General features: G+C 37.3%; 22 protein-coding genes, 2 pseudogenes and 2 riboswitches. Of the genes and pseudogenes, 2 read left to right on the forward strand and 22 right to left on the reverse strand.

Features of this window, described 5'->3' with window-relative positions:
- The 4 genes and pseudogenes from ACEVFT_RS24230 to ACEVFT_RS24245 all read right to left on the reverse strand — a co-directional run.
- Nucleotides 1-611 (reverse strand): annotated as a pseudogene (locus ACEVFT_RS24230) (ribonucleoside-diphosphate reductase); the annotation flags it as partial.
- A gap of 207 nt (nucleotides 612-818) precedes the next feature.
- Nucleotides 819-1,700, reverse strand: coding sequence for an endonuclease domain-containing protein (locus ACEVFT_RS24235; protein ID WP_393951527.1), 882 nt, complete (start codon nucleotides 1,698-1,700; stop codon nucleotides 819-821).
- 93 nt (nucleotides 1,701-1,793) lie between these two features.
- Nucleotides 1,794-2,591: pseudogene (locus ACEVFT_RS24240) on the reverse strand (ribonucleotide reductase N-terminal alpha domain-containing protein); the annotation flags it as partial.
- A gap of 200 nt (nucleotides 2,592-2,791) precedes the next feature.
- The gene (locus ACEVFT_RS24245; RefSeq protein WP_009370193.1) at nucleotides 2,792-3,622 is read right to left on the reverse strand and encodes a lipoate--protein ligase family protein; all 831 of its coding nucleotides are present in this window, start codon (nucleotides 3,620-3,622) and stop codon (nucleotides 2,792-2,794) included.
- Between the two features lie 212 nt (nucleotides 3,623-3,834).
- On the opposite strand from ACEVFT_RS24245, the gene ACEVFT_RS24250 reads away from it, so the two are divergent.
- Complete coding sequence (locus tag ACEVFT_RS24250; RefSeq protein ID WP_004231073.1) at nucleotides 3,835-4,221, forward strand: rhodanese-like domain-containing protein; 387 nt, start codon at nucleotides 3,835-3,837, stop codon at nucleotides 4,219-4,221.
- Between the two features lie 208 nt (nucleotides 4,222-4,429).
- Here ACEVFT_RS24250 and ACEVFT_RS24255 read toward each other — a convergent pair whose 3' ends face one another.
- Nucleotides 4,430-4,945: a hypothetical protein gene (locus ACEVFT_RS24255; RefSeq protein ID WP_342440947.1), complete on the reverse strand. Its 516-nt coding sequence runs from the start codon at nucleotides 4,943-4,945 to the stop codon at nucleotides 4,430-4,432.
- Between the two features lie 304 nt (nucleotides 4,946-5,249).
- A riboswitch (glycine riboswitch) is annotated at nucleotides 5,250-5,326 on the forward strand.
- A gap of 165 nt (nucleotides 5,327-5,491) precedes the next feature.
- Between ACEVFT_RS24255 and ACEVFT_RS24260 the strand changes: the two genes are divergently transcribed.
- A complete protein-coding gene (locus ACEVFT_RS24260; protein WP_393951528.1) occupies nucleotides 5,492-6,829 on the forward strand; it encodes an amino acid permease in 1,338 nt (445 codons plus the stop codon).
- A gap of 33 nt (nucleotides 6,830-6,862) precedes the next feature.
- Here the strand turns inward: ACEVFT_RS24260 and ACEVFT_RS24265 are convergent, their stop codons facing one another.
- The 17 genes from ACEVFT_RS24265 to comGC all read right to left on the reverse strand — a co-directional run bounded on the left by ACEVFT_RS24265 (nucleotide 6,863) and on the right by comGC (nucleotide 26,446).
- Nucleotides 6,863-7,828, reverse strand: a complete 966-nt coding sequence (locus tag ACEVFT_RS24265; protein WP_205444295.1) for a glutaminase — start codon at nucleotides 7,826-7,828, stop codon at nucleotides 6,863-6,865.
- Nucleotides 7,829-7,896: 68 nt separating this feature from the next.
- Entirely contained in the window at nucleotides 7,897-9,312 is a 1,416-nt protein-coding gene (locus ACEVFT_RS24270; RefSeq protein ID WP_342532940.1) for a M20 family metallopeptidase, read from the reverse strand.
- Between the two features lie 19 nt (nucleotides 9,313-9,331).
- On the reverse strand, nucleotides 9,332-10,552 hold the full coding sequence (locus ACEVFT_RS24275) for an MFS transporter (RefSeq protein WP_205444297.1): 1,221 nt from the start codon (nucleotides 10,550-10,552) through the stop codon (nucleotides 9,332-9,334).
- A 308-nt stretch (nucleotides 10,553-10,860) separates the two neighbouring features.
- The gene (locus ACEVFT_RS24280) at nucleotides 10,861-12,162 is read right to left on the reverse strand and encodes a hypothetical protein (RefSeq protein ID WP_342440951.1); all 1,302 of its coding nucleotides are present in this window, start codon (nucleotides 12,160-12,162) and stop codon (nucleotides 10,861-10,863) included.
- A gap of 153 nt (nucleotides 12,163-12,315) precedes the next feature.
- The gene (locus ACEVFT_RS24285; protein WP_393951529.1) at nucleotides 12,316-15,162 is read right to left on the reverse strand and encodes a hypothetical protein; all 2,847 of its coding nucleotides are present in this window, start codon (nucleotides 15,160-15,162) and stop codon (nucleotides 12,316-12,318) included.
- A 276-nt stretch (nucleotides 15,163-15,438) separates the two neighbouring features.
- Nucleotides 15,439-17,775: a sensor histidine kinase gene (locus ACEVFT_RS24290; RefSeq protein WP_393951545.1), complete on the reverse strand. Its 2,337-nt coding sequence runs from the start codon at nucleotides 17,773-17,775 to the stop codon at nucleotides 15,439-15,441.
- On the reverse strand, nucleotides 17,766-17,924 hold the full coding sequence (comX, locus tag ACEVFT_RS24295; protein ID WP_205444302.1) for a competence pheromone ComX: 159 nt from the start codon (nucleotides 17,922-17,924) through the stop codon (nucleotides 17,766-17,768). The genes ACEVFT_RS24290 and comX overlap by 10 nt, the downstream gene beginning before the upstream one ends.
- 268 nt (nucleotides 17,925-18,192) lie before the next feature.
- Nucleotides 18,193-18,576 (reverse strand): SMI1/KNR4 family protein, encoded by a 384-nt coding sequence (locus ACEVFT_RS24300; RefSeq protein WP_393951530.1) that lies wholly within the window; start codon nucleotides 18,574-18,576, stop codon nucleotides 18,193-18,195.
- 30 nt (nucleotides 18,577-18,606) lie between these two features.
- Nucleotides 18,607-19,554 carry an ADP-ribosylglycohydrolase family protein gene (locus ACEVFT_RS24305; protein ID WP_393951531.1) on the reverse strand — a complete coding sequence of 316 codons (948 nt, stop codon included), beginning with the start codon at nucleotides 19,552-19,554 and terminating at the stop codon, nucleotides 18,607-18,609.
- A gap of 244 nt (nucleotides 19,555-19,798) precedes the next feature.
- The gene (gene gcvPB / locus ACEVFT_RS24310) at nucleotides 19,799-21,262 is read right to left on the reverse strand and encodes an aminomethyl-transferring glycine dehydrogenase subunit GcvPB (protein WP_342440956.1); all 1,464 of its coding nucleotides are present in this window, start codon (nucleotides 21,260-21,262) and stop codon (nucleotides 19,799-19,801) included.
- On the reverse strand, nucleotides 21,255-22,601 hold the full coding sequence (gene gcvPA / locus ACEVFT_RS24315; protein WP_205444309.1) for an aminomethyl-transferring glycine dehydrogenase subunit GcvPA: 1,347 nt from the start codon (nucleotides 22,599-22,601) through the stop codon (nucleotides 21,255-21,257). Before gcvPA ends, gcvPB begins: the two co-directional genes overlap by 8 nt.
- A 25-nt stretch (nucleotides 22,602-22,626) precedes the next feature.
- A complete protein-coding gene (gene gcvT / locus ACEVFT_RS24320; protein ID WP_393951532.1) occupies nucleotides 22,627-23,730 on the reverse strand; it encodes a glycine cleavage system aminomethyltransferase GcvT in 1,104 nt (367 codons plus the stop codon).
- Nucleotides 23,731-23,991: 261 nt separating this feature from the next.
- Nucleotides 23,992-24,084, reverse strand: a riboswitch (glycine riboswitch).
- A 144-nt stretch (nucleotides 24,085-24,228) separates the two neighbouring features.
- Nucleotides 24,229-24,744: a shikimate kinase gene (locus ACEVFT_RS24325; protein WP_205444312.1), complete on the reverse strand. Its 516-nt coding sequence runs from the start codon at nucleotides 24,742-24,744 to the stop codon at nucleotides 24,229-24,231.
- Between the two features lie 198 nt (nucleotides 24,745-24,942).
- A complete protein-coding gene (gene comGF / locus ACEVFT_RS24330) occupies nucleotides 24,943-25,368 on the reverse strand; it encodes a competence type IV pilus minor pilin ComGF (protein ID WP_393951533.1) in 426 nt (141 codons plus the stop codon).
- Nucleotides 25,361-25,678, reverse strand: coding sequence for a hypothetical protein (locus ACEVFT_RS24335; protein ID WP_393951534.1), 318 nt, complete (start codon nucleotides 25,676-25,678; stop codon nucleotides 25,361-25,363). The genes comGF and ACEVFT_RS24335 overlap by 8 nt, the downstream gene beginning before the upstream one ends.
- Nucleotides 25,671-26,108, reverse strand: a complete 438-nt coding sequence (comGD, locus tag ACEVFT_RS24340) for a competence type IV pilus minor pilin ComGD (RefSeq protein ID WP_393951536.1) — start codon at nucleotides 26,106-26,108, stop codon at nucleotides 25,671-25,673. Before comGD ends, ACEVFT_RS24335 begins: the two co-directional genes overlap by 8 nt.
- Nucleotides 26,108-26,446, reverse strand: a complete 339-nt coding sequence (comGC, locus tag ACEVFT_RS24345; RefSeq protein WP_393951537.1) for a competence type IV pilus major pilin ComGC — start codon at nucleotides 26,444-26,446, stop codon at nucleotides 26,108-26,110. The genes comGD and comGC overlap by 1 nt, the downstream gene beginning before the upstream one ends.
- Between the last annotated feature and the right edge of the window lie 6 nt (nucleotides 26,447-26,452).

Below are 26,452 nucleotides of genomic sequence, written 5' to 3' on the forward strand. Positions count from 1 at the left end.
TTGTCAATGAAGAAAATACCTGGCTCTGCCGAGTATGTTGCACATACATTAATTAAATTCCATAACTCTTTTGCTTTAATTGTACGGTATGTGCGGACTTTATAGCCCATTTTCTCCCATTCACGAACGTCACCAACTTCATGCCATTTCGTGTTGTAAACGCTCATTTCTTCCTTTGTATATTCTTCAACGGCTGGGAAACGAAGCTCAAAGTCAGCGTCTTTTTCAACTGCTTCCATAAATTCTTTTGTTAATGTCACAGAAATATTGGCACCTGTTAAAAACTCTGGGTTATGAACTGTGTATGTGCCACCATCACGTAATTTATTTTCAGCATCACGAATGATCGCTGTATCGAATCCACCTAAGCCTTCAATATTTTTGTAGTTCACGATGCCTTGATACATCGCTTCTTCTTGCATAGAAAGTGGCTTGAAGTTTAATTTTTCTTTTGCTAGACGAATGATTGTTTCATCCGTTGTATTTTCGATCAGGTAACGCAGAATACGCGGATTTTGCATTTTCGAAATAATAAACTCCACAATATCTGGATGCCAATCTGCTAGCATAATCATTTGTGCCGATTTCTTACGCGGGTTCGCTACACCCACTCTCTATGTCACCATAGAAGTTGAGACCATATCTTACATCTTATTAGATGCCCTCGCACTTCGGAGTGGCTTCACTCCTACTCTACTCACTTCCGCTAACTTAGCGTGTTTTCGATGGTCGTTGAACCTTCCCCTTTAAAAGGAGCTTGGCTGCTGATTGTCTTTATCCCACTACTATTTTCAAGCATTCACGTTTACCGTTTCCGATTACGTTGTAGCTAGCAGTGCATTTATAATGCGTTTTTTAACATTTTCAAAATCATTTTTTATCTCATCTTCCCAAAAACGGAGTAAAGTGTAACCATTAGCTGCTGCAATTTGATTTTTTTCGAGATCCCTAGCTTTTATTCTCTTTTGTACTTCATAAAAAGAGGAATAAAATTTTGGATTCCCATGCCAAAAATCACCATCACATTCAATTAGAATATTTGTCCCAACTAGTAAGAAATCAAATTGTGCACCTTCAAATATAAAGGAATATTTGTAGGTGATTGATTGTTCAACTAAGAAATTCTCTAAATCTTTTTCAATACTAGTTTTTCTAAACGTTTCCCTCTCTATTTGCTTTAATGCAGCTTGTCGAATCTTTTCAATAGTTTCTTTACTATAAACCCCTGTCTTACCGCTATTCCATGAAGGCGTTCCATTTATTTTTCTAGTTTTAGCTGTTTTTGAAATGATATTATTAAAATGAACCTTTTTTTGTTCATTTGGCATGTCATTATGCCACTTACCTGTATTTTGGGATCGAAGTCTACTCGCACACTCTTTACTACAAGTTTTAGTCTGCCGATGTTTTTCATCGAATAGTTTCCCACAAATTACACAAGTTAAAGGCTCACCTTTTCCTCGACAGCTTCTACTACAAAATTGATTAGGAATACCTCGCCTCAGTTTAACCTTTTTATTACATAAACTATATTGACAGATCACCATTTCTATTGGATAAAAATAAGATATTAAATAATTATCTAATGTTAAATTATGCTCATTTTTCAAATGAGACGTAAACCATCCTTGTTTATTATGATTTATTGTAAAATCACATATTAAACAAGTTTGTGGTTGTATCGCATCATAAACATCCATATTTCCCACCTCGATTAAAGTGACAATATTTCCGTTAAAGAGTTTCCAGCAATTCACGAGGTTTGTTTACGCAGAAGCACTTAGATTATGCTTACCTCTGCGGCTACCACCTTGTTCGACAAGATGAGTCAGCTTCGCAATATCATCTAACCATGAGACAGAGCCTGATGATTTACCATTTACACCACGTGCTAATGTGTTGCGTGGACGTAATGTTGAACCATTTGTTCCTACACCACCACCACGACTCATAATTTCCATTACTTGCTTACGGTGATCACTAATCCCTTCACGAGAGTCAGCTACAAATGGCATCACGTAACAGTTAAAAAAAGTTACATCTGTTTCAGATCCAGCTCCATAAATCACTCGTCCTGCAGGAATGAATTTTAAAGATACTAATTGCTTATAAAATTTCTCAAACCATTCTTGGCGTTTTTCTGGTGTTTTTTCAACAGCAGCAAGACCTGTTGCATTTCGTTTCGCGATTTGTTCATAAAAAATCTCAAGAGGCTTTTCTAGCACGTCAATTGAACGCGTAATCACTCCCGTTTCTTGCTCTTGCGGATCGTCTAATGCGCTACGATAATCTTCCTCAATCAAAATATCTGCTGTTTTTGTAGACATGTCCAGCTTTTGAATTGTCCCTAAACCACGTGCAGGAAATTTTGGGTCAGCTTTTACCGTTAATACAACAAAGTCGCCGGCTTTCAATGTTTTCTTTTCTGTGTCTTTAAACGAATAGCGATCGATCATGACGAGTCTTGATACACCTTTGTGTGTAATATGCATATCAGATGTTACGGGGTGTACCTGTGGGAATTGTTCGATATCTTTGTTTAACTGTTCAAATTGATTGTTTACTTCGGGTTGATGATTTGTGAGTACCATCGTTTTGCCTCCCTTGTTTTCTTCATTACAAAATAAATACACAATATCTCGTGTCGTTAAACACTACATATTGTGTATATGTCTTTAAAAAAGATACTATATATAGTTTTTTAATTCAACTCTTGCTTTTTTTAATAGATTCCGAACTACTTGTTATGACTAGGGTTGAACATTAAAAAATATTTTTTCCATACCATTTTTTACTTTTTAAAGTTCCACTCATCAGAAGCATATTTTTTTTCTTCTAAAGCTCGGACATATTCTAATTGCTCCTCAGAAAGTGTAAATGGTTTTAATTCAATTTGCAACGATTTTGCAAAGCCGTCTCGAAAAGCTGTCACACACTGCTCAACTGTCACAGGCTCTTTTACAAGACTATTGATGGCAACAGCCTTTTCTGGTAGCTTTCTGCGCATACGATTCTTCGCTTCTTCACTTGAGAAATTAAATACGGATAATAATTTCTCCTGATCCAAATCTAATAAAATGGCGCCATGCTGTAAAATAACACCCTTTTGACGTGTTTGGGCACTTCCCGCTATTTTTTTTCCTTCAACGACAAGTTCATACCAACTTGGTGCATCAAAGCAAACAGCACTTTTCGGACTCTTCAAGTCAGCTCTTTTCTCCTCTGTATCAGGTACACTAAAATAGGCATCCATACCTAGGTTATGGAAACCTTGCAAGATTCCCTCACTTAACACACGATAGGCCTCTGTCACAGACTCTGGCATATTCGGATAGCTTTCCGTCACAATAACACTATAAGTTAACTCATGTTCATGCAAGACAGCTCGTCCACCAGTAGGACGTCGTACAAAACCTAAGCCTTGTTCACGTACAGCATCTAAATTAATATCTCTTTTGGCTTGTTGAAAATAACCAATCGATAATGTTGCAGGTTCCCACTCATAGAAACGAATCACCGGTGGAATTAATCCCTCACTATGCCAATCAAGTAATGCTTCATCTAGTGCCATGTTAAAAGAAGGACTACATTTCCCTGAATTTAAAAAATACCAAGTTGTCATATGTTCATCTCCTACAAATATAAAATGATCCATCAGGCCCCACCTGTGGTTCAACTTTAACGAATAATATTCTACAGTTCAAGTTGCGAACGATTGCTTGTGTAACGAGATAAATGAATTCGCCACAACCTAGTTAATTTTATCAAACTCATTGGACTATCGCTAGCGCATCTTTTATAATAATAGAGAAGATAGAAAGGGGTAAGAAAATCTTGGACATACTTATCACAATCGGTGTCGTTTTAGTAGTCACAATTGCATATATCGGTATTAATGCACTACGACTCAAAAAAGCTGTAACCAACCTAACGCAAGAGCAATTCATAGAAGGCTATCGTAAAGCCCAGCTGATCGATGTTCGTGAGCAAAAAGAATTTGATGCTGGTCACATTCTTGGTGCACGAAATGTTCCTTCGACAACACTACGTCAACGTTATAAAGAAATCCGCCCAGATTTACCAGTATATCTATACTGTCAAAATACAGGCCGTAGCTCACGTGCTGCATTATTTCTTAAAAAACGTGGGTACAACCAAATTTACCAACTTCAAGGTGGTTTCAAAACTTGGACAGGTAAAATAAAAGCAAAAAAATATTAATGCTCTCATGTAAAGAAGTCGTCTCAAAGAACTATGAGACGGCTTCTTTTTTAAAAAATCCAGAGTTTCTACTATATTATATCTATTGCAAATGATGATCTGCCAGCTTTGTGTATACTAAGTCCCTAATCATGCATTGGACAGAAAAAGATAAAGCAACGAGACGCAATATAATCCACTTTTTGATACCAAGTCGTTGAGCGGATTTTCACATAAGTATGAGCGCTTTGGCACCTTTTTTGAGCGGGGTCCTTATAAGTATGAGCACCTTGATACTCTTTTGGAGCGGCTTCCTCATAAGGAGGAGCGCTTTGATACTCTTTTGGAGCGGCTTCCTCATATGTTTGAGCGCTTTCACACCTTTTTGGAGTAGCTTTCTCATATGTTTGAGCGCTTTGATACTCTTTGAAAGCGGGTTTCTTATAAAGATGAGCACTTTGATACTCTTTTGAAGCTGTTTCCTCATAAGTATGAGCACTTTCACACCTTTTTGGAGCAGCTTTCTCATATGTATGAGCGCTTCGACACACTTTTGGGTCGGCTTCCTCATAAGGATGAGCGCTTCGACACACTTTTGGGTCGGCTTCCTCATAAGGATGAGCGCTTCGACACACTTTTGGAGCGGCTTCCTCATAAGGAGGAGCGCTTGGACACTTACTATGAGCGATCTTCCAATAAGTATGAGCACTTCGCTTCTCTCCAGAGCATACCTAATAAAATTCATCACTTTCTACTCCATTTAAAGTAGTCCCCTCAGAATATTGCTCATTATCACTATATTAGCTTCCATAGAATCAGCCTCTACACCTCACATTTTAAACACCCCATCATCAAACACTTTGTATGACCAAAAATCCTATTTTTCGTTAGAGATATACCAGTTACGAACCCTATTCTTCTATTTTTCTGAAAATAGTCAAAATTTATTGTTGAATAATTTTGGAAGCACTGATAGGATGTATAGTATCTTACAATAATATTTGATTATGAAATTAATAAGCTATGAATGCTATGGATCAAACTATAGCAGGAGCAGTTCTGGAGAGAGCGCACATTGCGTCGCCGAAGGGTTCACTATCTCAGGCAAAAGGACAGAGGAGTAATAGCAGCTTTTATAAGCGATGCTACATGTAATATTCAACCTATTTCATGTAGACATCTGCAAGTAAATGGTATTTGTTATTCTGACGTTTTTCCGAGACTAGTGTCACAACTAGTCTCTTTTTATTTTTCCAGTCATAGTTTTTTATGCATCTTGAGGGGGATTAACGTGGAACAGCAACAATTAAAACGTGATTTAAAAAATCGCCATGTGCAGCTTATTGCCATTGGTGGAACAATTGGGACTGGTTTATTTTTAGGTTCTGGGAAAGCCATTGCCTTAGCAGGACCTTCGATCATCCTAGCCTACTTAATTGTAGGTACTGCGCTATTTTTTGTGATGCGTGCCTTAGGTGAATTGTTACTATCCAATGCAGGCTATACATCATTTACGGATTTTGCATCCGAATACATAGGGCCTTGGGCAGGTTATGTAACAGGCTGGACATATTGGTTCTGTTGGATTATGACGGCGATGGCAGACATTATTGCAGTGGGGGTTTATACACAATATTGGTTTGATATCCCACAATGGGTGCCCGCTATTGGTTGTCTCGTATTGTTGTTACTACTCAATCTATTAACGGTTAAGCTTTTTGGTGAGTTAGAGTTTTGGTTCGCTATTATTAAAGTTATTACGATTGTGGCACTTATCATCATTGGTCTTATTATGTTAGTGACAGGCTTTCAAACTAGCTCGGGAACAGTATCAGTTGAAAATCTGTGGGCACATGGGGGTATGTTCCCAAATGGTATATATGGCTTTTTAATGGCCTTCCAAATGGTTGTCTTTGCATTTGTTGGTGTGGAATTAGTGGGAGTTTCAGCAGCTGAAACAGCAGATCCTCAAAAAAATATTCCATCTGCCATTAATAAAATTCCATTTCGTATTTTGCTCTTTTATGTAGGGGCATTATTTGTCATTCTATGTATTAACCCATGGTATGAAATGTCTGCCTCAAGCAGTCCATTTGTCCAAGTATTTACATTAGCGGGTATCCCTATTGCTGCTGGTATTATAAACTTTGTTGTCCTTACTTCAGCCGCTTCAGCAGGTAACAGTGGTTTATTTTCCACAAGTCGGATGCTCTATACTCTTGGCAACAACAAACAGGCATCTCTAGCATTTGCAAAGCTCAACAGAAATAGTGTGCCAAGTAATGCACTCGTTATATCTGCTATTGTTGTATCAGTTGGCGCTCTATTAAGTAAGTTGATGCCAGAGAACGCCTTTAGTATTGTGACGACGATTAGTGCGATTTGTTTTATATGGGTGTGGAGCATTATCATCATTTCGCACATCATCTACAAACGAAAAAAACGTGCCTTACATGAAGCTTCAACCTTCAAAGCACCGCTGACACCTTTTATCAACTATGTCGTGCTTGCGTTCTTTGCCTTTCTATTAATTGTGATGTTTATTTCTGAGGCTACGCGTACAGCACTGCTATTAACACCGATTTGGTTTATCGCTTTATTTATTATTTACAAAATGAAAAAAAGATGACTTCAGACAAAGCGCTGAAATCATCTTCACTTATTAAAATATTGTCATATCCCATTCTGTTGCTAGATGTTTCAGCAACTGTACACCTGCCACACTGTTTCCTATTGGATCAATCGCTGGTCCGTAAATTCCGATACCACAGCCAGTAGGAAACGGGGAGTTCAGGCTTGCATGGCCTGGAACAGCGGCAAGAATCGCACCTGATACACCACTTTTTGCGGGGAGGCCAATAAATGCTGCAAACTTCCCTGAGGCATTGTACATACCACATGTCACCATCAAAGCCTTCGCTAATTTCGCCACTTGTTTAGGGAATAGCTGTTTCTTTAACAGTGGGTGATAGCCATCATTGGCAATAACTAAGCCAATCATAGCTAAATCTGATACATTGACTTCAATTGCACATTGCTTCAAATAAACCTCAAGGGCCGCATCTACTGAACAATCTAGAAAGCCAGAATCCATTAAGTAGTACGCCAATGCTCGATTACGATTAGCCGTTTGCCACTCTGACTCAAACACTTCTTCATTGATACTTAATTGCTTGCCGATGATTTGTTCTAAAAATTGTAGAATCTTTGTGACCTTCTCTTGTGGAGAATGACCAGCCAACATGGAGGACACCGTAATAGCCCCAGCATTAATCATCGGATTAAAGGGTTTACCTGGCTGATGGCTTTCTAAGCGAATAATTGAGTTAAAGGTATCTCCTGTTGGTTCAACATCTACTCTTTCTAAAACATATGGCAAGCCTCGATCCATACAGGCTAATATAAATGTGATGACCTTGGAAACGCTTTGAAGGGTAAATAGTTCTTCGGTATTTCCTGCTTTGATTTCATGGCCATCTGTCCCAATAATTGCCACAGCTAATTGGTTGGGATCTTTTTGGGCTAAGGCAGGGATATAACTAGCACATTGCCCTTCGTTGGCAGCTGCACGATACTGTGATACCCACTGTGCTACAAGATGATGCTGATGATTGGGTTGTGTTGACATGTCGCGTTCTCCTTTCAAATGAGGCAAAAACAGAGCCTTCATAGTTCTCCTATGAAGACTCTATCCTGTTAGCGCTTAGGTGGCTGTGTGCCCTCTGGAATTAATGATTGATATGTTTCTCCATCAAGCCGTTCTTGCCATTCCTTTTTCGCTTCTTCAATGTATACGGGATTTTCCAGCAACGCTAAAGCTGTACAAGCCATAATTTTAGCAGCCTGTAGCATACCTTTATGCGCAATTGGCATAACTCCCTGAGACACCACCTGCCATGTGTGTAATGGTGTCCCTAATGCCATACATACCGTTGTACACTGCACAGTTGGTACGTTCCAGCTGACATCTCCAACATCTGTAGAGCCACCCATAATAAATTCAGGTAGCATGCCTGGAACATGATCAGCTATCACTTTTCCTTGTAATTGTTTGACATCCTCTTTACGCAAGCCTACTAATGAAGCAGCCTGTACTTCTGGCGTAAATGTATTGAAAATAGCCTGCGCGTACTGTTCATCCTCTATTGTATAGTCTGGCATGCCAATTTCAAGTATTTGTTGATACATTACATCATAAAGCGTTTTATTTGTAATCAAATCCGAAGCAGCTCCTTCAAACTCAATGTCCACTGACGTCCCTGTCATCATTGTGGCACCCTTTGCAATATGTTCTACGCGCTGATAAATTTCCTGCACTTGCTGCTTTTTAGGTGCTCTAACAAGATACGTTACCTCTGCATATGGTTGAACTACATTTGGCGAAGTTCCACCTGAATTCGTAATGGCATAATGCACACGCGCTTCAGGAATGATGTGTTCTCGTAAGTAGTTTACCCCAACATTCATAAGCTCAACAGCATCTAAAGCACTTCGCCCAAGATGTGGTGCAGCCGCCGCATGCGCACTTTTGCCCGTAAACTTAAAGGTTGCGGCATAGTTTGCTAGAGAACTACACGTCATCACGGTCGAAAAAGTACCTGGATGCCAAGAAATCGCGATGTCAACATCATCGAAAAGACCAGCTTTTGCCATATAAGCTTTACCAGATCCATTCTCCTCTGCAGGGCAACCGTAAAAACGGATTGTTGCTGATTGATGATTTTGCGCTAAATAATCCTTCACAGCTACAGCAGCTGCGAATGCGCCTGTACCTAATAAGTTATGACCACAACCATGTCCGCTTCCACCCTCCACAAGAGGTTCATGTTGTGTTGCCCCACCTTTTTGACTCAAGCCGGGAAGCGCATCATATTCACCTAGAAAGGCAATGACAGGCTTTCCAGAACCATAAGTTCCAACAAGCGCCGTTTCAAGACCAGCAACACCAACGTCTGTTTGAAAGCCCTCTTTTTCTAGTGCCTCTTTCATATATTGCATCGATTTTTTTTCTTGAAAATGAAGCTCAGGCACAGCCCAAATTGCATCGCTTAATGCTACCGTAGCTTGCTGTTTTGCTTCAATTAATGCCGAAATTTTTTCATGATAACTCATTTTCATTCCTCCACTTTCATTATGCTTTTAACAGTGTTCCTTTTTGGTCGTTTAGCGTGACAAGCGACACGATACAGATAAGCGCAAAGCCAATTAACATCCAAAAGGCTGCATCAAAGGAGCCATTAAAGGCATCAACCATAAAGCCAATCGCCATTGGTGTGACAAACCCAGCTAATTGCCCCCCTGTATTGGCAATCCCCATTGCAGAACCTGTGATAGAAGAAGGTAATTTCTTCAGTACAATAACAGGTAGTAATGTAATGACAAATGCAATAAAGATTGACACGACCGTTTGGTAGCCAATAAATAACGTTACTGTTTCGGCAGTAAACATTAAATACAATAAAAGACCAATAACTGCGCAGGAGATAGAGCCTAACACTTTATCCATCCCTTTTGGTAACTTATCAATGATATATCCGCTACCATAAACACCTATGATCGTTGTAATGGCAGGTATTGTTTGTGCCCAACCAATGGACATTAAATCCAAGCCTCGATTTTTTTGAAGATATGTTGGAATCCAAGAAACTAATCCCCAGTTCACTGCATAAATACAAAAATAAGCAATAATTAAATTCCACATTAGTGGTGTTTTCAATAACTCTTTAAAATTCACTTTATTCGCAGGATTTTCTGTTTCAGCTGTAGCTGTTTCGTCTTGCGGAAGTTTAATATATTTCCAATATAAAAAGGCAACTATTGCACCAATGGCCCCAATGATAATAAACATCATGCGCCAGCCAATCGTTCCTAATAAATAGGCAGCTAGCAGCGGCACGATGAGTGAGACAATCCCACCAGAAGTAAGCATAATGGACATTGCTCTGCCTCTTTCTTCTTTCGGGAAGATCGTAGCTATAATCTTAGAGCTTGATGGCTGAAATCCACCCTCGCCAATGCCAAATAAAAAGCGAATCACAATCATCGCTGTTAAAGACCAAGCAATCGCCGTTAGGCCCGTGAAAATAGACCACATGATAACCGCCATCAATAAAACTCGTTTTGCACCAAATTTATCAGCAAGCCAGCCACCCGGTATTTGCATAATGGCATAGCCTAAAAAGAAAGCGCTTAAAATAATTCCCGTAGAAGATGCATCCAATTGCAAATCCCCTGTAATCGAAACGACTGCATAGTTCATAATGTAGCGATCCAAATTCCCTAAAGACCAGCCTAAAAATAATAGTGCAAGGATGACATTTCTAGATTTTTTCGTTACTTCATTTGTTGTCATTCATATCCCTCCCATATATAGACATCTTCTCTTTATTGCCCTGACGGTTTTTGATTATCATTACCCCCTGTCAACAAATCCCCTCTTATATACCGACATTTTCGTTATATATTCGTATAATAATCAAAGTTCAATGAAAAAACAATATTTTTTTGAAAATTTCTAATAGATAATCGTCTTCGCATCCCCTTATTATTTACCTAAAAAGTCGCTGAATTCGTTGATTTATCTGTATTAAGAGCTTCTTCTAAAAAAAGCACAAAAAATGTCCCACACCACTTATTGGCATGGGACATTATTATAAATTTTTAGACAAGTTGATACATTTTTATAGGTCTACCTCGAGTATGCTGCAATTCTTCTCCACAAATTCTCGCTAAATCGACATTACATAAATCTGCCACGATTCGTTGGGCATTTCTTTCGCTCATTTGCAACTGTGTCGCTAAATCCTTTGTCGTAAAATGCTTCCAGCGCATTTTCTGTACGAGTGCATGTATTTTCATATAGGTTTTAATACTAATATTCCCTTTTTTTAGTTTTTCTAAAATATAAGGGTCTTCTGCTCGGTAGGAATAAGATAGCTCTTCTACATTTCCTACCGATTCAATAATGGTGCCATCATCCTGTATCATCACGATATCAATAGCTTCATTTTCCTTTGTCTGTCTTAGTCCTCGGTGAGCATGTAACTCGGCATTGAACACTGTTTGAGCAAAACCAATACCTGCTGTCACCTTTGCCTCCATTTCAATCGATAACTGATACATTTTTTCTTGTAAAAATCGTATTTGCCCTTCAATAGCTCCTCTTGTACTAAAGATCGTATATTTACCGTTCCCCTCTTCAATAAGAGAACCATCAATCTGTTCACAAAGCTGTAGTAGATTTTCCTTCGTACGCAACTCTAAATATTGAATACGATAGCCTTGCTTCATGCGCTCTTTTAATGAATCGAAGTCCTTTATTTCAAGCATGACCGCACCAATTTGCGTTTCTTTATAATAGGACGTTTTGATCTTTTCTGTAAAAAGCTGAACCGTATGATAAATTTCTGTTTTTGTCGGAGAAACCCAATAAGACGGAACACCACGTTTCTTCAGCTCTTCATCAACAGAAGGATAACAAGTAATCGCAAAATCAATCTTTTTCGCCTGCCAAAGACTATAGTGGAAATCAAATAACTCTTGTGGATCAATAGCCACATCAAATTCCTTTAGATACATGTGATGAACATTATTCTGAATCTCCGCAAGACTTTCTGAAGCCATTTCAGAAGGCGAGGGGATAATGTCAATACTGACATTTTCAATAAACTTTTTTTGTTGATAGGACTGCTCTAAAAACCCTCGATAAATGGCCGCTTCGGAAAAAATAATATGGGTCAATTTATCTTTGGAAACATTTGTTTGACTGGCAATTTTATAGGGAATGTAGCCAGAAAATAGCCAGAAATCTACAGCCTGATTATGTGTCTCCACAAGATGCTTTGTTTCCGTCGCCACTTTATATATATACGGAATAAATTCCATATCCTGTTCGATTTCTCGCGCTAATCCAATGATTCTTTCAACGGATTGAATGGGACCAACAACACCTATTTTATACATCTTTTGTTCCTACCTTCTTTGTGAAACTACCATCTTTATGTAAACTATTTCTTCCTTTGTTGTACCTAGTATAGCGGACAATCAAATTACTAGACAAATCTTATGTATAAAGAAAAGCCTCGAAAACTGTTCGAGGCCATCTAGAAGTAACTATTATTGCTCAGTTGGATACATTTTTGTATAAAGTAATTCTAATCTTTTAGAGAGCTTACCATAGGCAGTTTTCCATGCTTTTCGCGCTGTTTCATCGCCCCCTGCTGGTTCGTATTTAGTATGCACCTCGTCAACCTTTTTCAAATCACCCTCTGCTTGTGTGAGCTTCGAATAATTTTTAACAACCTTCTTATCAGCATCACTCAAAGCATCATAGGCTTTACGGATTTCACTTACTTTATCCTGCAAACCATCAATATATTCACCTTTTTCAAGAAGTAAATTGATCGATTCAATTAGCGACAACGCATTTTCATTCGTTTGCTGTTGTCCTTTTTGCTGATCAATAATCAATTGTCGAGTCCCTGCATCAATCAGGCTCACTTGTTTAGATGTAAGCTTTTCAAATGCCTTGATAACGGTGCTTGGATTAGTCGCAAAGGATTTCTCATAGGTCTTCATAAAGCTTTCCACTTTTTTCACATCTGCAAGCGCTGTTTTTAAAATATCATAATTCGTAATCAACTTTTTATCACTTGAACTAAGACTACTATACTGCGTAGAAAGATTTTTAATTGTTTCAATCGTTACGCCATAGAGATTATTGGAAACAATTGTAGCAATGTCATTATTTAGCTGTGTGAGCTTCGATGCATTTTCATCGATATTTTGATTTTTTAATAAAGCTTCATATTGTTCTTTTGCTAAATGCTGCTGATTCGCTGGTAATTTTGCATAAGCTTTTTGCACTGTTTCAATTTTTTTAGCTTTTTTCGCAGCATCTGTTTCTTCTCTAGCAGTCTGTATTTTTTTATAGAATGTTTTCACACCCGTAATATCCTTCTTTGCCGCCGTTAATAAATAATAATTTGTCACATATTTTCTTGCAGCTGAAGACAATTTTTTATAAGATTCGGTAGCTGTATCAACAGCCGTTTCTAATTGATTGAATGAATATTTCGTCACATCCGCAAATTTGGCGATATCTGTCTTTAACGCCTCTGCTGCTGCTTTATCAGTAGGCACTTTACCATTGCCATCAACAGAAATCTTTGGCGTGTTTAGTAAAAAATCTTCAGCATTATATACAAGTGACTGCTGTAAATTCGTAAGATTATTATAAGCTTTTAAAGTACTTGTATAGCTTGAATTAAGTTTACTTTCCGTAACACCAGTGGTTGCAGATAACTTTTGATACGCATCCATATCTTTATTTACTTTTTCGGCTGCTTTTAAATCTTTCTGTAAGGTAACAAGACTATCATAGCCAATAATTTGTGCTGCTGAGGCTTTCGTTAAGCTCTTGTATTCTTTAATCATTTGATTGACATTATTGACATGACTTTGCCATGAACCAGCAGACGGATCGAACGGATAGACATCATCACCAATATAGCTATCTATATCATGATTTAGTTTTGTAATTTGGCTTTCTTCAGCACGTTCTGCTGTAGTCAAACGTTGCACATACGCATCTGGCACTAATTTTAATTGTTTATACGTTAATTTTTCATAGGCTGTTCGAATGGATTTAGCCGTCGTCACTTGTTTATTCGGTGTAATATTTGTAGCTAATTTATCAAATGATTTAATAAATTGCTCGACCTTTTTAATATCCGATTTAGCCTCAGTCAAAATGGCTTGGTTTTGAACAGCAGCTCGGTAGCTTTGTGATAGTTTCTCAATATCTGCTTCAAGCGTCTTCACAATCTCCTGTAAGGAATCAACATCAGCAGCTACATATTTCACAAGTGAATTCTCATAAGTTAGTAAATTAATAATGGCTTGATTGAGACTTCTCACTGCTTTTATCTCTTCAAGATCATTTGGCTCATTTAATAGATTTTTAATGCTCTTATATAAGGTCTCATTTACATCTAAGCTACGCTGTAACAGATCTAGCTTATTATAAGCCTCTTCTATTTCCTTAATTTCTTTTTCATTACTAGTCTCTATTTTGCTCCATTTTTCATTTAACTTATTTATTAATTCAACATCAGCAAGCGCTCGCTTTAAGACATCGTAATTGGACACATTCCCTTTAGCTGCTGCTGATAAAGATTGATAGTTTTTTTCTAGTTCTGCAACTTTAGCACTGAATGCTTCTAAGCTTGATACATTGTATTTATTGTCATTGATCAGTAAAGTTTCAATTTCGGTAGTTAAAGTATCAGTAGATTCTTTTGATACTGTAATGGTATCCGATAGTTTAGATTCTGCAAAAGAAAGACCCACTTTTGCTTTAACTGTAACAGCAATATTCTTAATATCCTTTTCAATTGCATCCTTTGGGATCGTATAGGTACTACCTGTAGCTCCCTCTATGATAGTAAAGGAGTTATCACCCAGTTTATAAAACCATTGATAACTATATGTAATTTGACCACTTTGCAATTCTGCACCATTCTTATCAGTTACAGTAATACCAGCTACTTTCACTGTTTCCCCAGGTGCTGCAAAACCAGAAGATTGACCTTCTAACGTTGGAAGGGTGATTTCAAGATCTAATGGCTGAATTTTGCGTGGTTCACTTTGAAATTTTTTATTTTCTGTCGTAGTTGCTTCCACAAAAATGGTTTTTCCAGCTGCTTCGATGGGTACTTTTAAGGAAATGGACGTAGCACCAGGAATCGGCTTATTTGTTGAACCCTCTTCACCAGTAATTTCCTCTAGGTAATACCATTGATAAGCATTGACGATAGCTTCATTTGGTAATTTATCCACTTTCAATGTTTCATTGACAATATTTTTCCCACTGACTGAAACTAGTTCAGTTGCACCTGCTACAGTTGGAACAATAAGTGCTACAGGAATAGCTGCTGCTGTTAAAAATAATTTTTTATTCAAATCTATTGACCTCCTCAATCCTTCTAATGAATTATATCGGTCATATGGCCATAATTTCCTTGATTCTACGGTAAGTATTGTAAAAAGTGTATTTTCTCCTGATTCTCATTTTGCAAAATAATATTTTTTTGATATCATTTTATTATTTTTGATTTATTAATGCATTTAAATAAACACAACTTCAAACAAAAGCCTTCTAACCCGCATTCGTAGCATCTACGATGAGATTAAAATGTGTTAAAAAAATGTATGCACTTATGCTTCCGCTTCATCTGGTTATCCTCGTATCATATAAGTTGGTCGGGTCAGGGTCCTATAGGCATAGGGATTCGTATGTTGGGTTTCACTTACTCGAATATGAATCGTCATCCCTTCTCCTACTTTGCTGTCTAAGGCGAATTTCCCATTAAAAGCTTGAACTCGCTCCTGCATACCTTGTATGCCCATGGAATCGGCAAGTAGAATATCATCTATATTACAACCTACACCATCATCACTGTACAAAATTTGAAAGCCTTCTTCAGTGCCTAGTAAATGTATTTCAACAGTATTGGCATAGGAATGTTTTAAAGCATTATTTAATAATTCTTGGAACAGGCGATAAATCATTAAATTTAAGCGTTCATCCTCTAAATAGAGACGGTCAATCGTATAAATCAAAACAAATTTAGCACGTTTATGGATTTTTTGGATTAATTTTTCGAGGGCTGCATTTAAGCCCAATGTATCTAGCAGAGGTGGCTTTAAATTTTCACAATAGCCCCTTAAATCATTCAGTGAGATAATCATATGTTCATGAAGTTTTATAAGTTTAGATGGGATCTCCTCTTTTTCTTTTGCATGCATGAGGACATCCATTTCCCTTGCGATGTGCAGTTGTTCTTGTAAAATCGTATCATGAAGTTCCTGTGCTAACTGATATTTTTCCTCCTCGAAACGTAGCCAAAGTAATTTATTGAGCCATGGTAGCTGTCGATTATCAGCCTCTTTCATATGCTTTAACTGATTCAAAAGCTCCTCAACCATTTTCGTGTTTTCGATAAAATTATTTAAATAGAGCAATAACAATTCTAACCAGAGTAATTCCTCATCCTTGAGATAAATCGTTTTATTATGGTCCACAACAAGGATTCGTTTATAGTTCACATCTTGATGAATAAAGGCGATATAGAAATGATCTGTTTTTTTAATATCCCCTAAGCCTAATCGTTCAACTAGTACCTCGTCTATTTGATGCTGCGTGTATTCTTTGGATTTATTTGTTAAGGTAACTTGATGTGTTTGAAAATCGTAAGTGAGCACATACACACTTTCCATCTCAAGCTGGACCACAACCTCCTGCACAAATCTCTCCAATAAATCCTCAATCTTCACCACTCTACCAATACTCTCAACGGTCGTATACAAGCGGTGGATGTAGTCCCCTTTTGTAGAGAATAAAATTTTCCGTTTACGGTAATCAATCCGCTCTTTTATGTAAAACAACGCCATTAACGATAGAAAGGCAAAAAAGAAAATCTCCGTCATTCGTGAAATGGATAGATCCGCAAATAAATAGAGACCGATTAACAGCCATATCGTAAAGCCAAATGAGAAATTGAAATAATAACGTAATCGAGAAATGAAATACTCCATATCGAAAATACGTTCAGTTAGTTGTGTGAAAATGAAGCTATATGGGATAAGCATTAAAAATAAAGAACATATATCTGCAGAAATTACATACTGATTAAACAAAATTACAGGTACTGCATATAAAAAGAGAAATGGTAAAAACGGTGTAATAACACTTATTAACAATAGTTTCAATTGAGAGGATTTATATCTATAGTATCCTACAATTAAAATACTTAGATTGGAAATTAATAATATAAAAAATGTCCATAATATAACAGTAGAAAATAATGGGTTAATTTTCGGGAAAATTATGCTAATGATACTTATAAAGATTGCTATTAAAGGTAATACGTAAAGAATGGAAATATTTTTAATAAAAATCCATTTTAAATTTAAAAAAGAAAAATATTTTTTTAAAAAATGAATTAATATTACTAAACAAAGTAACATACTCCCACGATTAATAATCATACTTAGATTATCTAGTCGTCCAGATGCACCGCTACTTACATAAGCTATTGAAATAACTAACATAAAATACATTAGTAAATTTAAAAGTGTTGTTCCTTTTTGGGTTATTTTTAAATAAAAAGTAATCAATAACGTAAGGAAAAAGAAACATGCAGGAAAAAAAAAGAGATAATAAAATTGTTGGGGAATATCTAAGTGATTTATTTGAACATAGAGAATTTCACCATTTTGCTTTAAAATCTCTAATGTATTTGCTGCTCGAATTTTGGAATCATATGTAATATTTGAAACTTCATCGACTTTGACTCCATCGACATTAATAACAATATCTCCAACAGATATTTTTTGATCAGTTGCCCATTCTTTATAATATGGTTCTTTAATAATCCATTGTCCATTTTCTTCCTGTATTTTTATGCTTACAAAAGGCGTGCTGTAGGTAACATAAAGGACATAAAAGCCTAGAGTTAAATAAATACCTACAGCAAGCCAAAACCATTTCTCTTTAATTAATGTCAATACCAAATTCCATTTTCTAAACATACATCTTCATCAAACGAATCCAAAATTGCCTTTTGTTCTAATGCTGTTACACCAATGAGAGAAGCTTTTTTTTCTTTTAACAATGTCACCAGCGTCGGATTTTGCTCTAAATATTGAATCATGTTAATCATTAAAATCGCCTCATTTCTTCATTTTATAAGATTATAGTCACTATTTTATACCAATAAATCCTTATATAAAGGAATTATTAACCATATATGTAACTATATTTTCATTATACTATCTCTCTCCAATAATTCAACATAATTTTCTAAAAAATTCAAAAAATAATAGAATACGTAATAATTTTGCTTTATTTTCAATTGTTTTTCTCCAAAAATAGACAAATGAAAAGCTCCTTCCTTATAGTAGGAAGAAGCTTTTCATTTGTCTCTCTTGCTAATACTGACAACCTTCTTGTAGCCACTTGCATAAATCAGAAGTAACCAATGTAGCATGTTGCGGATTCATATCACCGCCATCTACTGCAAAAACACGATAATTCTCTGCCTTTATCGCCATTAAAAAGACCATTCCTCCACTATCATCACCAATGGCAATATAGCCTTTTGCATATTCCGCCACTTCCCAAGTCTCATTTCTTTCTAAAATCTCCTCTGTACCATAAATGAACACACCATTCGTAAACGATAAACCGTTACTTTCCTTTAATACATGTCTATACGCACTTGGAAGTTGACAAATCAACCTATTTTCTATGTGTAAAATTTGGTGATCTGTTGCTGGTGGATATGTCGTATAGCTATTATGTATAGGTAACATTTCGTCACCGTCCTTTCTAATAAATTTTTTTCACATCTGTGCTGTACAAAATTCATAAAATGCCGTGATTAAGTCATCAATCTCCTGTTTTTTAATAATTTGATTCAACCATTCATCTGGAATCTCATTCAACCAACTACTCATACCCGCTATGGCACCTGTAATTGCGGCAATTGTATCTGTATCTTCTCCTAAATTAACAGCTTTTAGAATCGCTTCGTTAAATGTTCGTGCATTACCAACACACCATATCGCAGCTTCTAGAGAATGGACAATATAGCCACTTGAGTGAATGTCATCTTCAGGAATACTAAAAAAGTTGTCGTGAAATATTCTTGCGTATGTGTTTAATTCTGCTTTCAGTTCGTCCTGCAAATGATTTTCAAGCAATGAAAATATTTCAACTAAGGCAGCTTCTAGCGAATTATTTCGATATAAGCTTAATAATAGCTCAATATAAATGATAGACCCCACGATGGAACGTGGGTGGGCATGTGTAATCTCTGTATATTGTTGAATCAATGCTTTTCTTTTACTAAAATCAAACTCATTCATTACCACAAATACTAAAGGTGCTATCCTCATAAGCGTCCCATTGCCATTATCAAACTCGCCCGTTTTTCCACAATGCTCAGGCAAAACACCTTTTTTATAGTTTGAAACGGCTTCAGCAGTCGTGATGCCGATATCAAACATTTCTCCAAATGGTGTGAGATAGCCTTCTTCCATGTATCGTACAAACTTATCCATTAAATGAGTTGTATTGCCTTTTTCAATGATGTTTTTGACTAAGCAAAGTGTTAAAGAAGTATCATCAGACCAAGTGCCAGGTGGTTGATTGTACGTACCGTATCCTATTACATCTTGCACATGGAAAGTTCCTCTTTTCTTAAATTCAACAGGTACGCCCATTAGATCTCCGACAATCCCACCATATAAAGTAGCAAATACTCGCTCCCTCATCTTTGAACCTACCATAAGATCTCACTTCTCCTTTCCAAGTCAAACATAATACAACGAAGTCTGTTAGTGGAAGTGTGAAATTTACTAAGTTGGTAAATTCACCCTTCCATCCTATAAAATTAAATACGTTCAATTTACCCACGTTCTTACAATAGTAATACCTCAATATCTTCTTACAAAAACATATTTACTTTCACTAACACATAAAAAAACCGTTCAATAAGTATAATCATACTCATTGAACGGTTACTTCTGTTCATTATGCTTTTTGATAGCGTAGCACTGGTGTACGTGCAGCGCGTGTTTCGTCTAGACGAGATACGACTGTTGTATGCGGTGCTTCTTGAACGATTGATGGATTTTCTTCTGCTTCTTTGGCAATTTGAATCATCACATCACAGAATGCATCTAATGTTTCTTTAGATTCTGTTTCTGTTGGCTCGATCATTAATGCCTCTTCCACATTTAATGGGAAGTATGTTGTTGGTGGATGGTAGCCAAAGTCTAACAGACGTTTTGCGATATCTAATGTACGAACGCCCAGTTTCTTCTGACGACGACCTGATAAGACAAATTCGTGTTTACAGTGACGGTTATATGGCAGTTCGTAGAATGGCTCTAAGCGACGCATCATGTAGTTTGCGTTTAATACAGCATATTCTGTAACAGCTTTTAAACCATCTGGCCCCATTGTACGAATGTACGTATAAGCACGAACATTGATACCAAAGTTACCATAGTAAGGTTTTACGCGTCCGATAGATTGTGGACGATCGTAATCGAAGTGGTATGTTCCTTCTTCTGTTCTCACTAGAACTGGTTTTGGTAGGAATGGAATTAAATCTGCTTTTACGCCTACTGGACCAGAACCTGGACCACCGCCACCATGTGGACCTGTAAATGTTTTGTGCAGATTTAAATGTACACAGTCAAAGCCCATATCGCCAGGACGTGCTTTACTCATAACGGCATTGAGGTTCGCACCATCATAGTACACTTTACCGCCTACAGAGTGAATAAGCTCTGCCATTTCGATAATGTTTTCTTCAAATAAGCCTAGTGTATTCGGGTTAGTTAACATTAGCGCAGCTGTATCAGAACCTACTACTTTGCGAAGGTCTTCGATATCAACTAAGCCATTTTCATCCGATTTAACAGTGATTGTTTCAAAGCCTGCTACTGTCGCTGATGCTGGGTTTGTACCGTGAGCCGAGTCAGGAACGATGACTTTGTTACGGTGACCTTCGCCATTTGCTTCATGGAATGCACGAATCATCATTAACGCTGTCCATTCACCATGAGCACCTGCAGCAGGTTGTAATGTCACTTCATCCATCCCTGTAATTTCTACTAAAGAAGTTTGAAGATCATAAAGAAGCTCCATTGCCCCTTGTGCTGTTGATTCATCCTGTAATGGGTGAACATTGGCAAAGCCTGAAAGACGTGCAACTGCTTCGTTAATTTTCGGATTATATTTCATCGTACAAGAGCCAAGCGGATAGAAGCCAGAGTCTACTCCATGGTTTCTACGAGAAAGTGCTGTATAATGACGCATAATATCAAGCTCAGACACTTCAGGTAGTTCTGCTGCCTCTGTACGTACTAAGTTTGCAGGTAATAAATCTGCTAGGTCTACCTCAGGTACATCTAGTGCTTCTAAATTATAGCCAACGCGACCTTCTTTTGAAATTTCAAAAATGAGTGTTTGATTTTCGTTATGCATGAAGAGCCCCCATTTCTGCAACAAGTGCATCAATTTCTTCTTTTGTGCGTAATTCAGTCACTGCGATTAGCACATGATTTTTAAGAGAGTCATAATTTTGACCTAAAGGATATCCACCGATAATACCTTTTTCGATTAAACCTTTATTGATTTCCTTCACACATTTATTCGTTTTCACAACGATTTCGTTAAAGTGTGCGCCTTGGAATGCGACTGTAAAGCCTGCTGCTTCAAAGGCATTTTTTGCATAACGTGTTTTTGCAATATTTTGAGTAGCCATTTCACGAATACCTTGTTTTCCTAGAGCAGTCATCGCTACAGAAGCTGCAAGTGCAAGAAGGGCTTGGTTCGAGCAAATATTTGAAGTGGCTTTATCACGACGGATATGTTGTTCACGTGCTTGTAGTGTTAATACGTACCCACGACGGCCTTCACCATCCACTGTTTCACCAACAAGACGTCCTGGCACCTTACGCATTAATTTCGTTGTCACCGCAAAGAAACCACAGTGTGGGCCACCGAAAGCTTCAGAGATACCGAATACTTGTGCATCACCTACACAAATATCAGCACCTAGCTTACCAGGAGGCGTTAAAATGCCTAATGCAAGTGGATTAGAAGATACAACAAGTAAGCTTTTTGCAGCATGTGCAATATCCCCGATCACTTGAATGTCTTCCACTTGACCAAAGAAGTTTGGATATTGTGCAATAACAGCTGCTGTGTTGTCATCGATTAACTCTTTTAATGCTTCCACATCTGTCACACCATCTTTTTGTGGAATTGTCACGATCTCAATGGATTGACCATAGGCATATGTAGCAACTACATCGCGATATTCTGGGTGCACTGCTTCAGACACTAAAATTTTCTTACGACGCGTATGACCAGCTGCCAGCATACCTGCCTCTGCTAATGCTGTACCTCCGTCATACATAGAAGAGTTCGCAAGATCCATACCTGTTAGCTCGGCAATCATCGTTTGGAATTCAAAGATCGCTTGTAGCTCACCTTGTGAAATCTCTGGTTGATATGGCGTATAAGCTGTATAAAACTCTGAACGAGAAATAACATGGTCTACGATCACTGGTTTATAGTGGTTGTAAACGCCTGCTCCTAAAAATGATACATTAGCATTTGTGTCCTTATTTTTTGCAGCAAGGGCCGTTAACTCTTTTAATAAAGCAGATTCTGATTTTGCTTCCTTAATATCATAAAGGCCTTTAAAACGGACTTTCTCAGGAATATCCTCGAATAATTCATCGACTGAGGATACACCGATTACGTCTAACATTTCTTTTTGATCTTGCTCCGTCATAGGTAAATAACGATGTTTCATAAATGTAGGTCCCTCTTTTCAACTATTATTTTGAACGCTTGTAAAACGGTGTTTCTACTGTTATTACCTTTAAGTGCTTACCGCGAATTTCGATTTCTAGCTCAGTTCCGATTGTTGTGAATTGACTGTCAATTATTGCGTGACCAACGTTACGTTTAGATGAAGGAAGTTGTGTACCCGTTGTCACTTCACCGATTTCTTGACCATCTTTAAACACTTTGTAGCCATGGCGTGGGATGCCTTTATCGATCATTTCAATTCCTACAAGTTTGCGTGGTAGTCCATTTTCTTTTTGTGCTACTAATGCTTCATGACCAATAAAGTCTTCTTTACTTAATTTCACAGCAAAGCCAATACCAGCCTCTAGTGGAGAAATTGTTGCTGATAGCTCTTGACCATATAATGGTAGCCCTGCTTCAAAACGAAGTGTATCGCGACAACCTAGTCCAGCTGGAACTACACCTTTTTCTTGACCAGCATCTAAAATTTTACCCCAAAGCGCTTTAATATCTTCTGGAGCGCCATATAATTCAAAGCCATCTTCACCTGTGTAGCCACTACGAGAAACTAATACGTTATGACCTGCAACCTCAACATTCTCTTGGAAGCGGAAAAATTTAATGGCACTTACATCAGTCGAAGTAAGGGATTGAAGAACTTCTTCTGCTAATGGTCCTTGAAGAGCAATTTGTGCATAGGCATCAGATTGGTTATCAATCGTCACATCATATTGATGTTGATTTTCCATCATCCAGTCAAAGTCTTTTTCGATGTTGGCAGCATTGACACATAGTAAATAGTGATTGTCAGCTAATTTATATGTTAGTAAATCATCAACAACGCCACCATCTTCATAGCACATTGCTGTGTACTGCGCTTGGCCGTCAACAATTTTTGAGACATCATTTGATAAAAGATTTTGTAAAAATCCTAATGCATCGGGACCAGTTACTAAAATCTCTCCCATATGTGATACATCAAATAAGCCTGCACGATTACGAACTGCATCGTGTTCTTCTTTAATAGAAGAGAATTGAACAGGTAATTCCCATCCACCGAAGTCAACTGTTTTTGCACCATATTTCGCGTATTCTTCAAATAGAGGTGTACGTTTTAATTCATTCGCCATTCTTTTTTGCCCCCTTATTGTTAGTTACATTTTTACTGGTAGTAGTTCGTCTGCTTTTTGTATTCCTACAGCCAATGCATGCAGTCAACCGCATAAAACACGCTATAGACATAAAAAAAGACAGACGAACCCCTTTTCGGGATTCTCTGTCCTTGCACCTGAAAGTTACACCAGACTGGCTCGCAAGCTTTACTATTGCCAATCAGTCGGCTTTCCCCTTTGGTGGCTGTTATTGTTATACTACAGCTCTCTCCAGAGTTGCGTCTTGTACGAGTCCTTTTACCTGAGAGATTCATAGCCCATTGCTACTTGCTCCTTCGGTGGCGTCTACACGCTCTCTCCCCGCACAATCATCCGCCCAAGATAAATCTTGGTACTATTTAGTATTCAATGAACATTTAGTTACTTATTTGTCTATATCCTAACATTAAATGCATTGAAAAGGCAATCATTTTTTAAAAGATAATAAAATACGAACATTAATACATCTAAAACATTTCATCGTTCGTTTTTTAATCTTTTCACTTGAAATACTAAATACTCTAGAATTTGACGAATCGTTCTACCTTCTGTCAGTACCTGAATATGACCTGCATCACGGTAAAATTTCCTTCTGTAGTGATACAGACTTTCTAGCTCCTCTTTTGTAGAGCTCTGTACAATGGGTCTATTTGGATCATGCTGAACTCGTTTATAAATATCCTCAAACGACGCATCTAAAAAAAACACCAATCCACTACGTCTCATAATTTTTCGATTTTCAGCATTCATGGCAACGCCACCACCAGTCGAAATAATACAAGCCTCGTCCCTGAAATTTTTCAAAAATTCTGTTTCTATTTCTCGAAAATGGGCCTCGCCGTATTTTTCAAAAATTTGTGGAATTGTCATCCCCTGCTGTCGCACAATCTCATGATCCATATCATAATATGGCATCTTCAATAAATAGCTTAAACGTCTTCCTAACGCACTTTTTCCACTACCCATAAAACCAACAAAATATATTTTTCGCAATTCGAATCACCTTCTTATAACTACGATTCTACACTGTCTGACAAAATTTGTCCCAATAAATTTATCGTAGCTCGAACATTCAATTTTTCTATCCCATCATATGTTCGATACTGCATTTCATAAGACATACAATACGCAAGAACAAAAGTAGTTACAAAAAATAATAATGCAATTGCGACCAAAAAAATAGCCCCTCTGTCATTTTTCAATAATTGGCACATAAAAGGTTCGCTCCTTTTGAATACCGCTAGCCATTTCGACAGCTACCGTCAGCATATTTTCGGAATAGTTAAAATAACATTTATTGATTCCTATTAACATAGGAACATGTCCACCGTTTACCTGCTCACGAATAATATTGGAGTAGCAATCAATATGATGGAGTGTATTTGCTGTTTGGAAAGTCATTCTTTTTTGATCTTCACGAACAGAAAATGTGGAAATATCTTTTAGAGAGCGATTTAAATCAGAAACAAATAGTTCCCACTTGGTTTGTTCATCGGTTAGCATAGTGGATCTCATTTCAGCAAACCACAGCATCATAAGGACAAAGAGATGAGAAATAAGCACAAAAACGACTAATTGAAACATAGCTTCTAGTAATGTATAGCCCTTCTCATTCATGAACTTCACCTGTCGCTTGGATACATTTTTGACGAGGCTCATGTAAATTTTGAAAACGGACACAAACTTGCTGTCCATCAACTATCCAGTGATAAGCAACTTGTTCAATGGTTCGAGAGCCCTCTGTTTGCTGAATAGCCTGGTACTTTTTTAAACCTTCGTAGGCTGTTTCAGCTGCAATTAGCTCCATTTTTTTATTAGCAAGATTTGTTTTCATCGTATAGGTAATGGGTATCAATGAGGTACAAAGTATCATCAAAATACCCACACCTAAAATAGTTTCTACAAAAGAATAGCCTGACTCATTCAATCCTAGCTCTCCCTCGTCCTAATGTTATGATTACTTTTTTCTTGCCCTGCGGTGTTTTAAATGCCATGGTACCAGCTGTCATCACATTGCCGCTGTAGTTATAGATTAGTGTGTAAATCGAACTCTCTGCGGGCAAAAATTCAATCCCTTTTGGAAAAGAACGTTCATATAAAGTAGTATAAAAATCTTTTTGAATAATATAACGATTCGTTGAACTTTCCATTTTCATGGCTATATATTGCCGTTGGCTCATACTATAGGTTTGAATATATTGAATATCGAGTTGCAATTGCGTGAAAAATCGTTCTAATTCCTTGGCTTCTGCTATTTTGAATGAAAATTTGCCAACAATCGCAGTTAAACTCATAACAAGAAATAAGACGACTAGCATTTCAAGAATCGTAAAACCACCATTTTTATCATTATTCATTAGCTCTCAGAACCTGTTTCCAAATTGACATTAGCTGGACGTACCTCTCCCTCATTTGTAATCACTATTTCTTCTTTATTGGGGCATGTTGTTTCATTTTCTTTTAAATAGCCTTTTGCCACTAAATCATCTAAGGTAGGATACGCCATATAATCTACACGATAAGCCTCTACTTGACCTTGTACCATGCTAATATAAGCCGTACAGCCTTTTTTATCTATTGTAGCGAAATGCTTTGTTACATTTGGGATCGTAATTAAAATTAGAACAGATATAATTAACAAGACAATTAGCATCTCGATTAAAGTGAAACCAGCTTGTTGGTTAATACGTTTCATTATCTT

Origin of the sequence: Lysinibacillus sp. PWR01, assembly GCF_043359455.1 — a bacterium.
Lineage (GTDB): Bacteria > Bacillota > Bacilli > Bacillales_A > Planococcaceae > Lysinibacillus > Lysinibacillus fusiformis_F.

Coding starts and splice junctions, on each gene's coding strand:
- ACEVFT_RS24280 (WP_342440951.1), bottom strand. CDS start 12,162: ATGTATAAAATAGGTGTTGTTGGTCCCATTCAATCCGTTGAAAGAATC.
- ACEVFT_RS24245 (WP_009370193.1), bottom strand. CDS start 3,622: ATGACAACTTGGTATTTTTTAAATTCAGGGAAATGTAGTCCTTCTTTT.
- gcvT (WP_393951532.1), bottom strand. CDS start 23,730: ATGGCGAATGAATTAAAACGTACACCTCTATTTGAAGAATACGCGAAA.
- ACEVFT_RS24305 (WP_393951531.1), bottom strand. CDS start 19,554: ATGGTAGGTTCAAAGATGAGGGAGCGAGTATTTGCTACTTTATATGGT.
- ACEVFT_RS24265 (WP_205444295.1), bottom strand. CDS start 7,828: ATGTCAACACAACCCAATCATCAGCATCATCTTGTAGCACAGTGGGTA.
- comGD (WP_393951536.1), bottom strand. CDS start 26,108: ATGAATAATGATAAAAATGGTGGTTTTACGATTCTTGAAATGCTAGTC.
- comGC (WP_393951537.1), bottom strand. CDS start 26,446: ATGAAACGTATTAACCAACAAGCTGGTTTCACTTTAATCGAGATGCTA.
- gcvPB (WP_342440956.1), bottom strand. CDS start 21,262: ATGCATAACGAAAATCAAACACTCATTTTTGAAATTTCAAAAGAAGGT.
- ACEVFT_RS24255 (WP_342440947.1), bottom strand. CDS start 4,945: ATGAATTTTATTAGGTATGCTCTGGAGAGAAGCGAAGTGCTCATACTT.
- comX (WP_205444302.1), bottom strand. CDS start 17,924: ATGATTAACATGATTCAATATTTAGAGCAAAATCCGACGCTGGTGACA.
- ACEVFT_RS24275 (WP_205444297.1), bottom strand. CDS start 10,552: ATGACAACAAATGAAGTAACGAAAAAATCTAGAAATGTCATCCTTGCA.
- ACEVFT_RS24300 (WP_393951530.1), bottom strand. CDS start 18,576: ATGTTACCTATACATAATAGCTATACGACATATCCACCAGCAACAGAT.
- gcvPA (WP_205444309.1), bottom strand. CDS start 22,601: ATGAAACATCGTTATTTACCTATGACGGAGCAAGATCAAAAAGAAATG.
- ACEVFT_RS24235 (WP_393951527.1), bottom strand. CDS start 1,700: ATGGATGTTTATGATGCGATACAACCACAAACTTGTTTAATATGTGAT.
- ACEVFT_RS24270 (WP_342532940.1), bottom strand. CDS start 9,312: ATGAGTTATCATGAAAAAATTTCGGCATTAATTGAAGCAAAACAGCAA.
- comGF (WP_393951533.1), bottom strand. CDS start 25,368: ATGAATGAGAAGGGCTATACATTACTAGAAGCTATGTTTCAATTAGTC.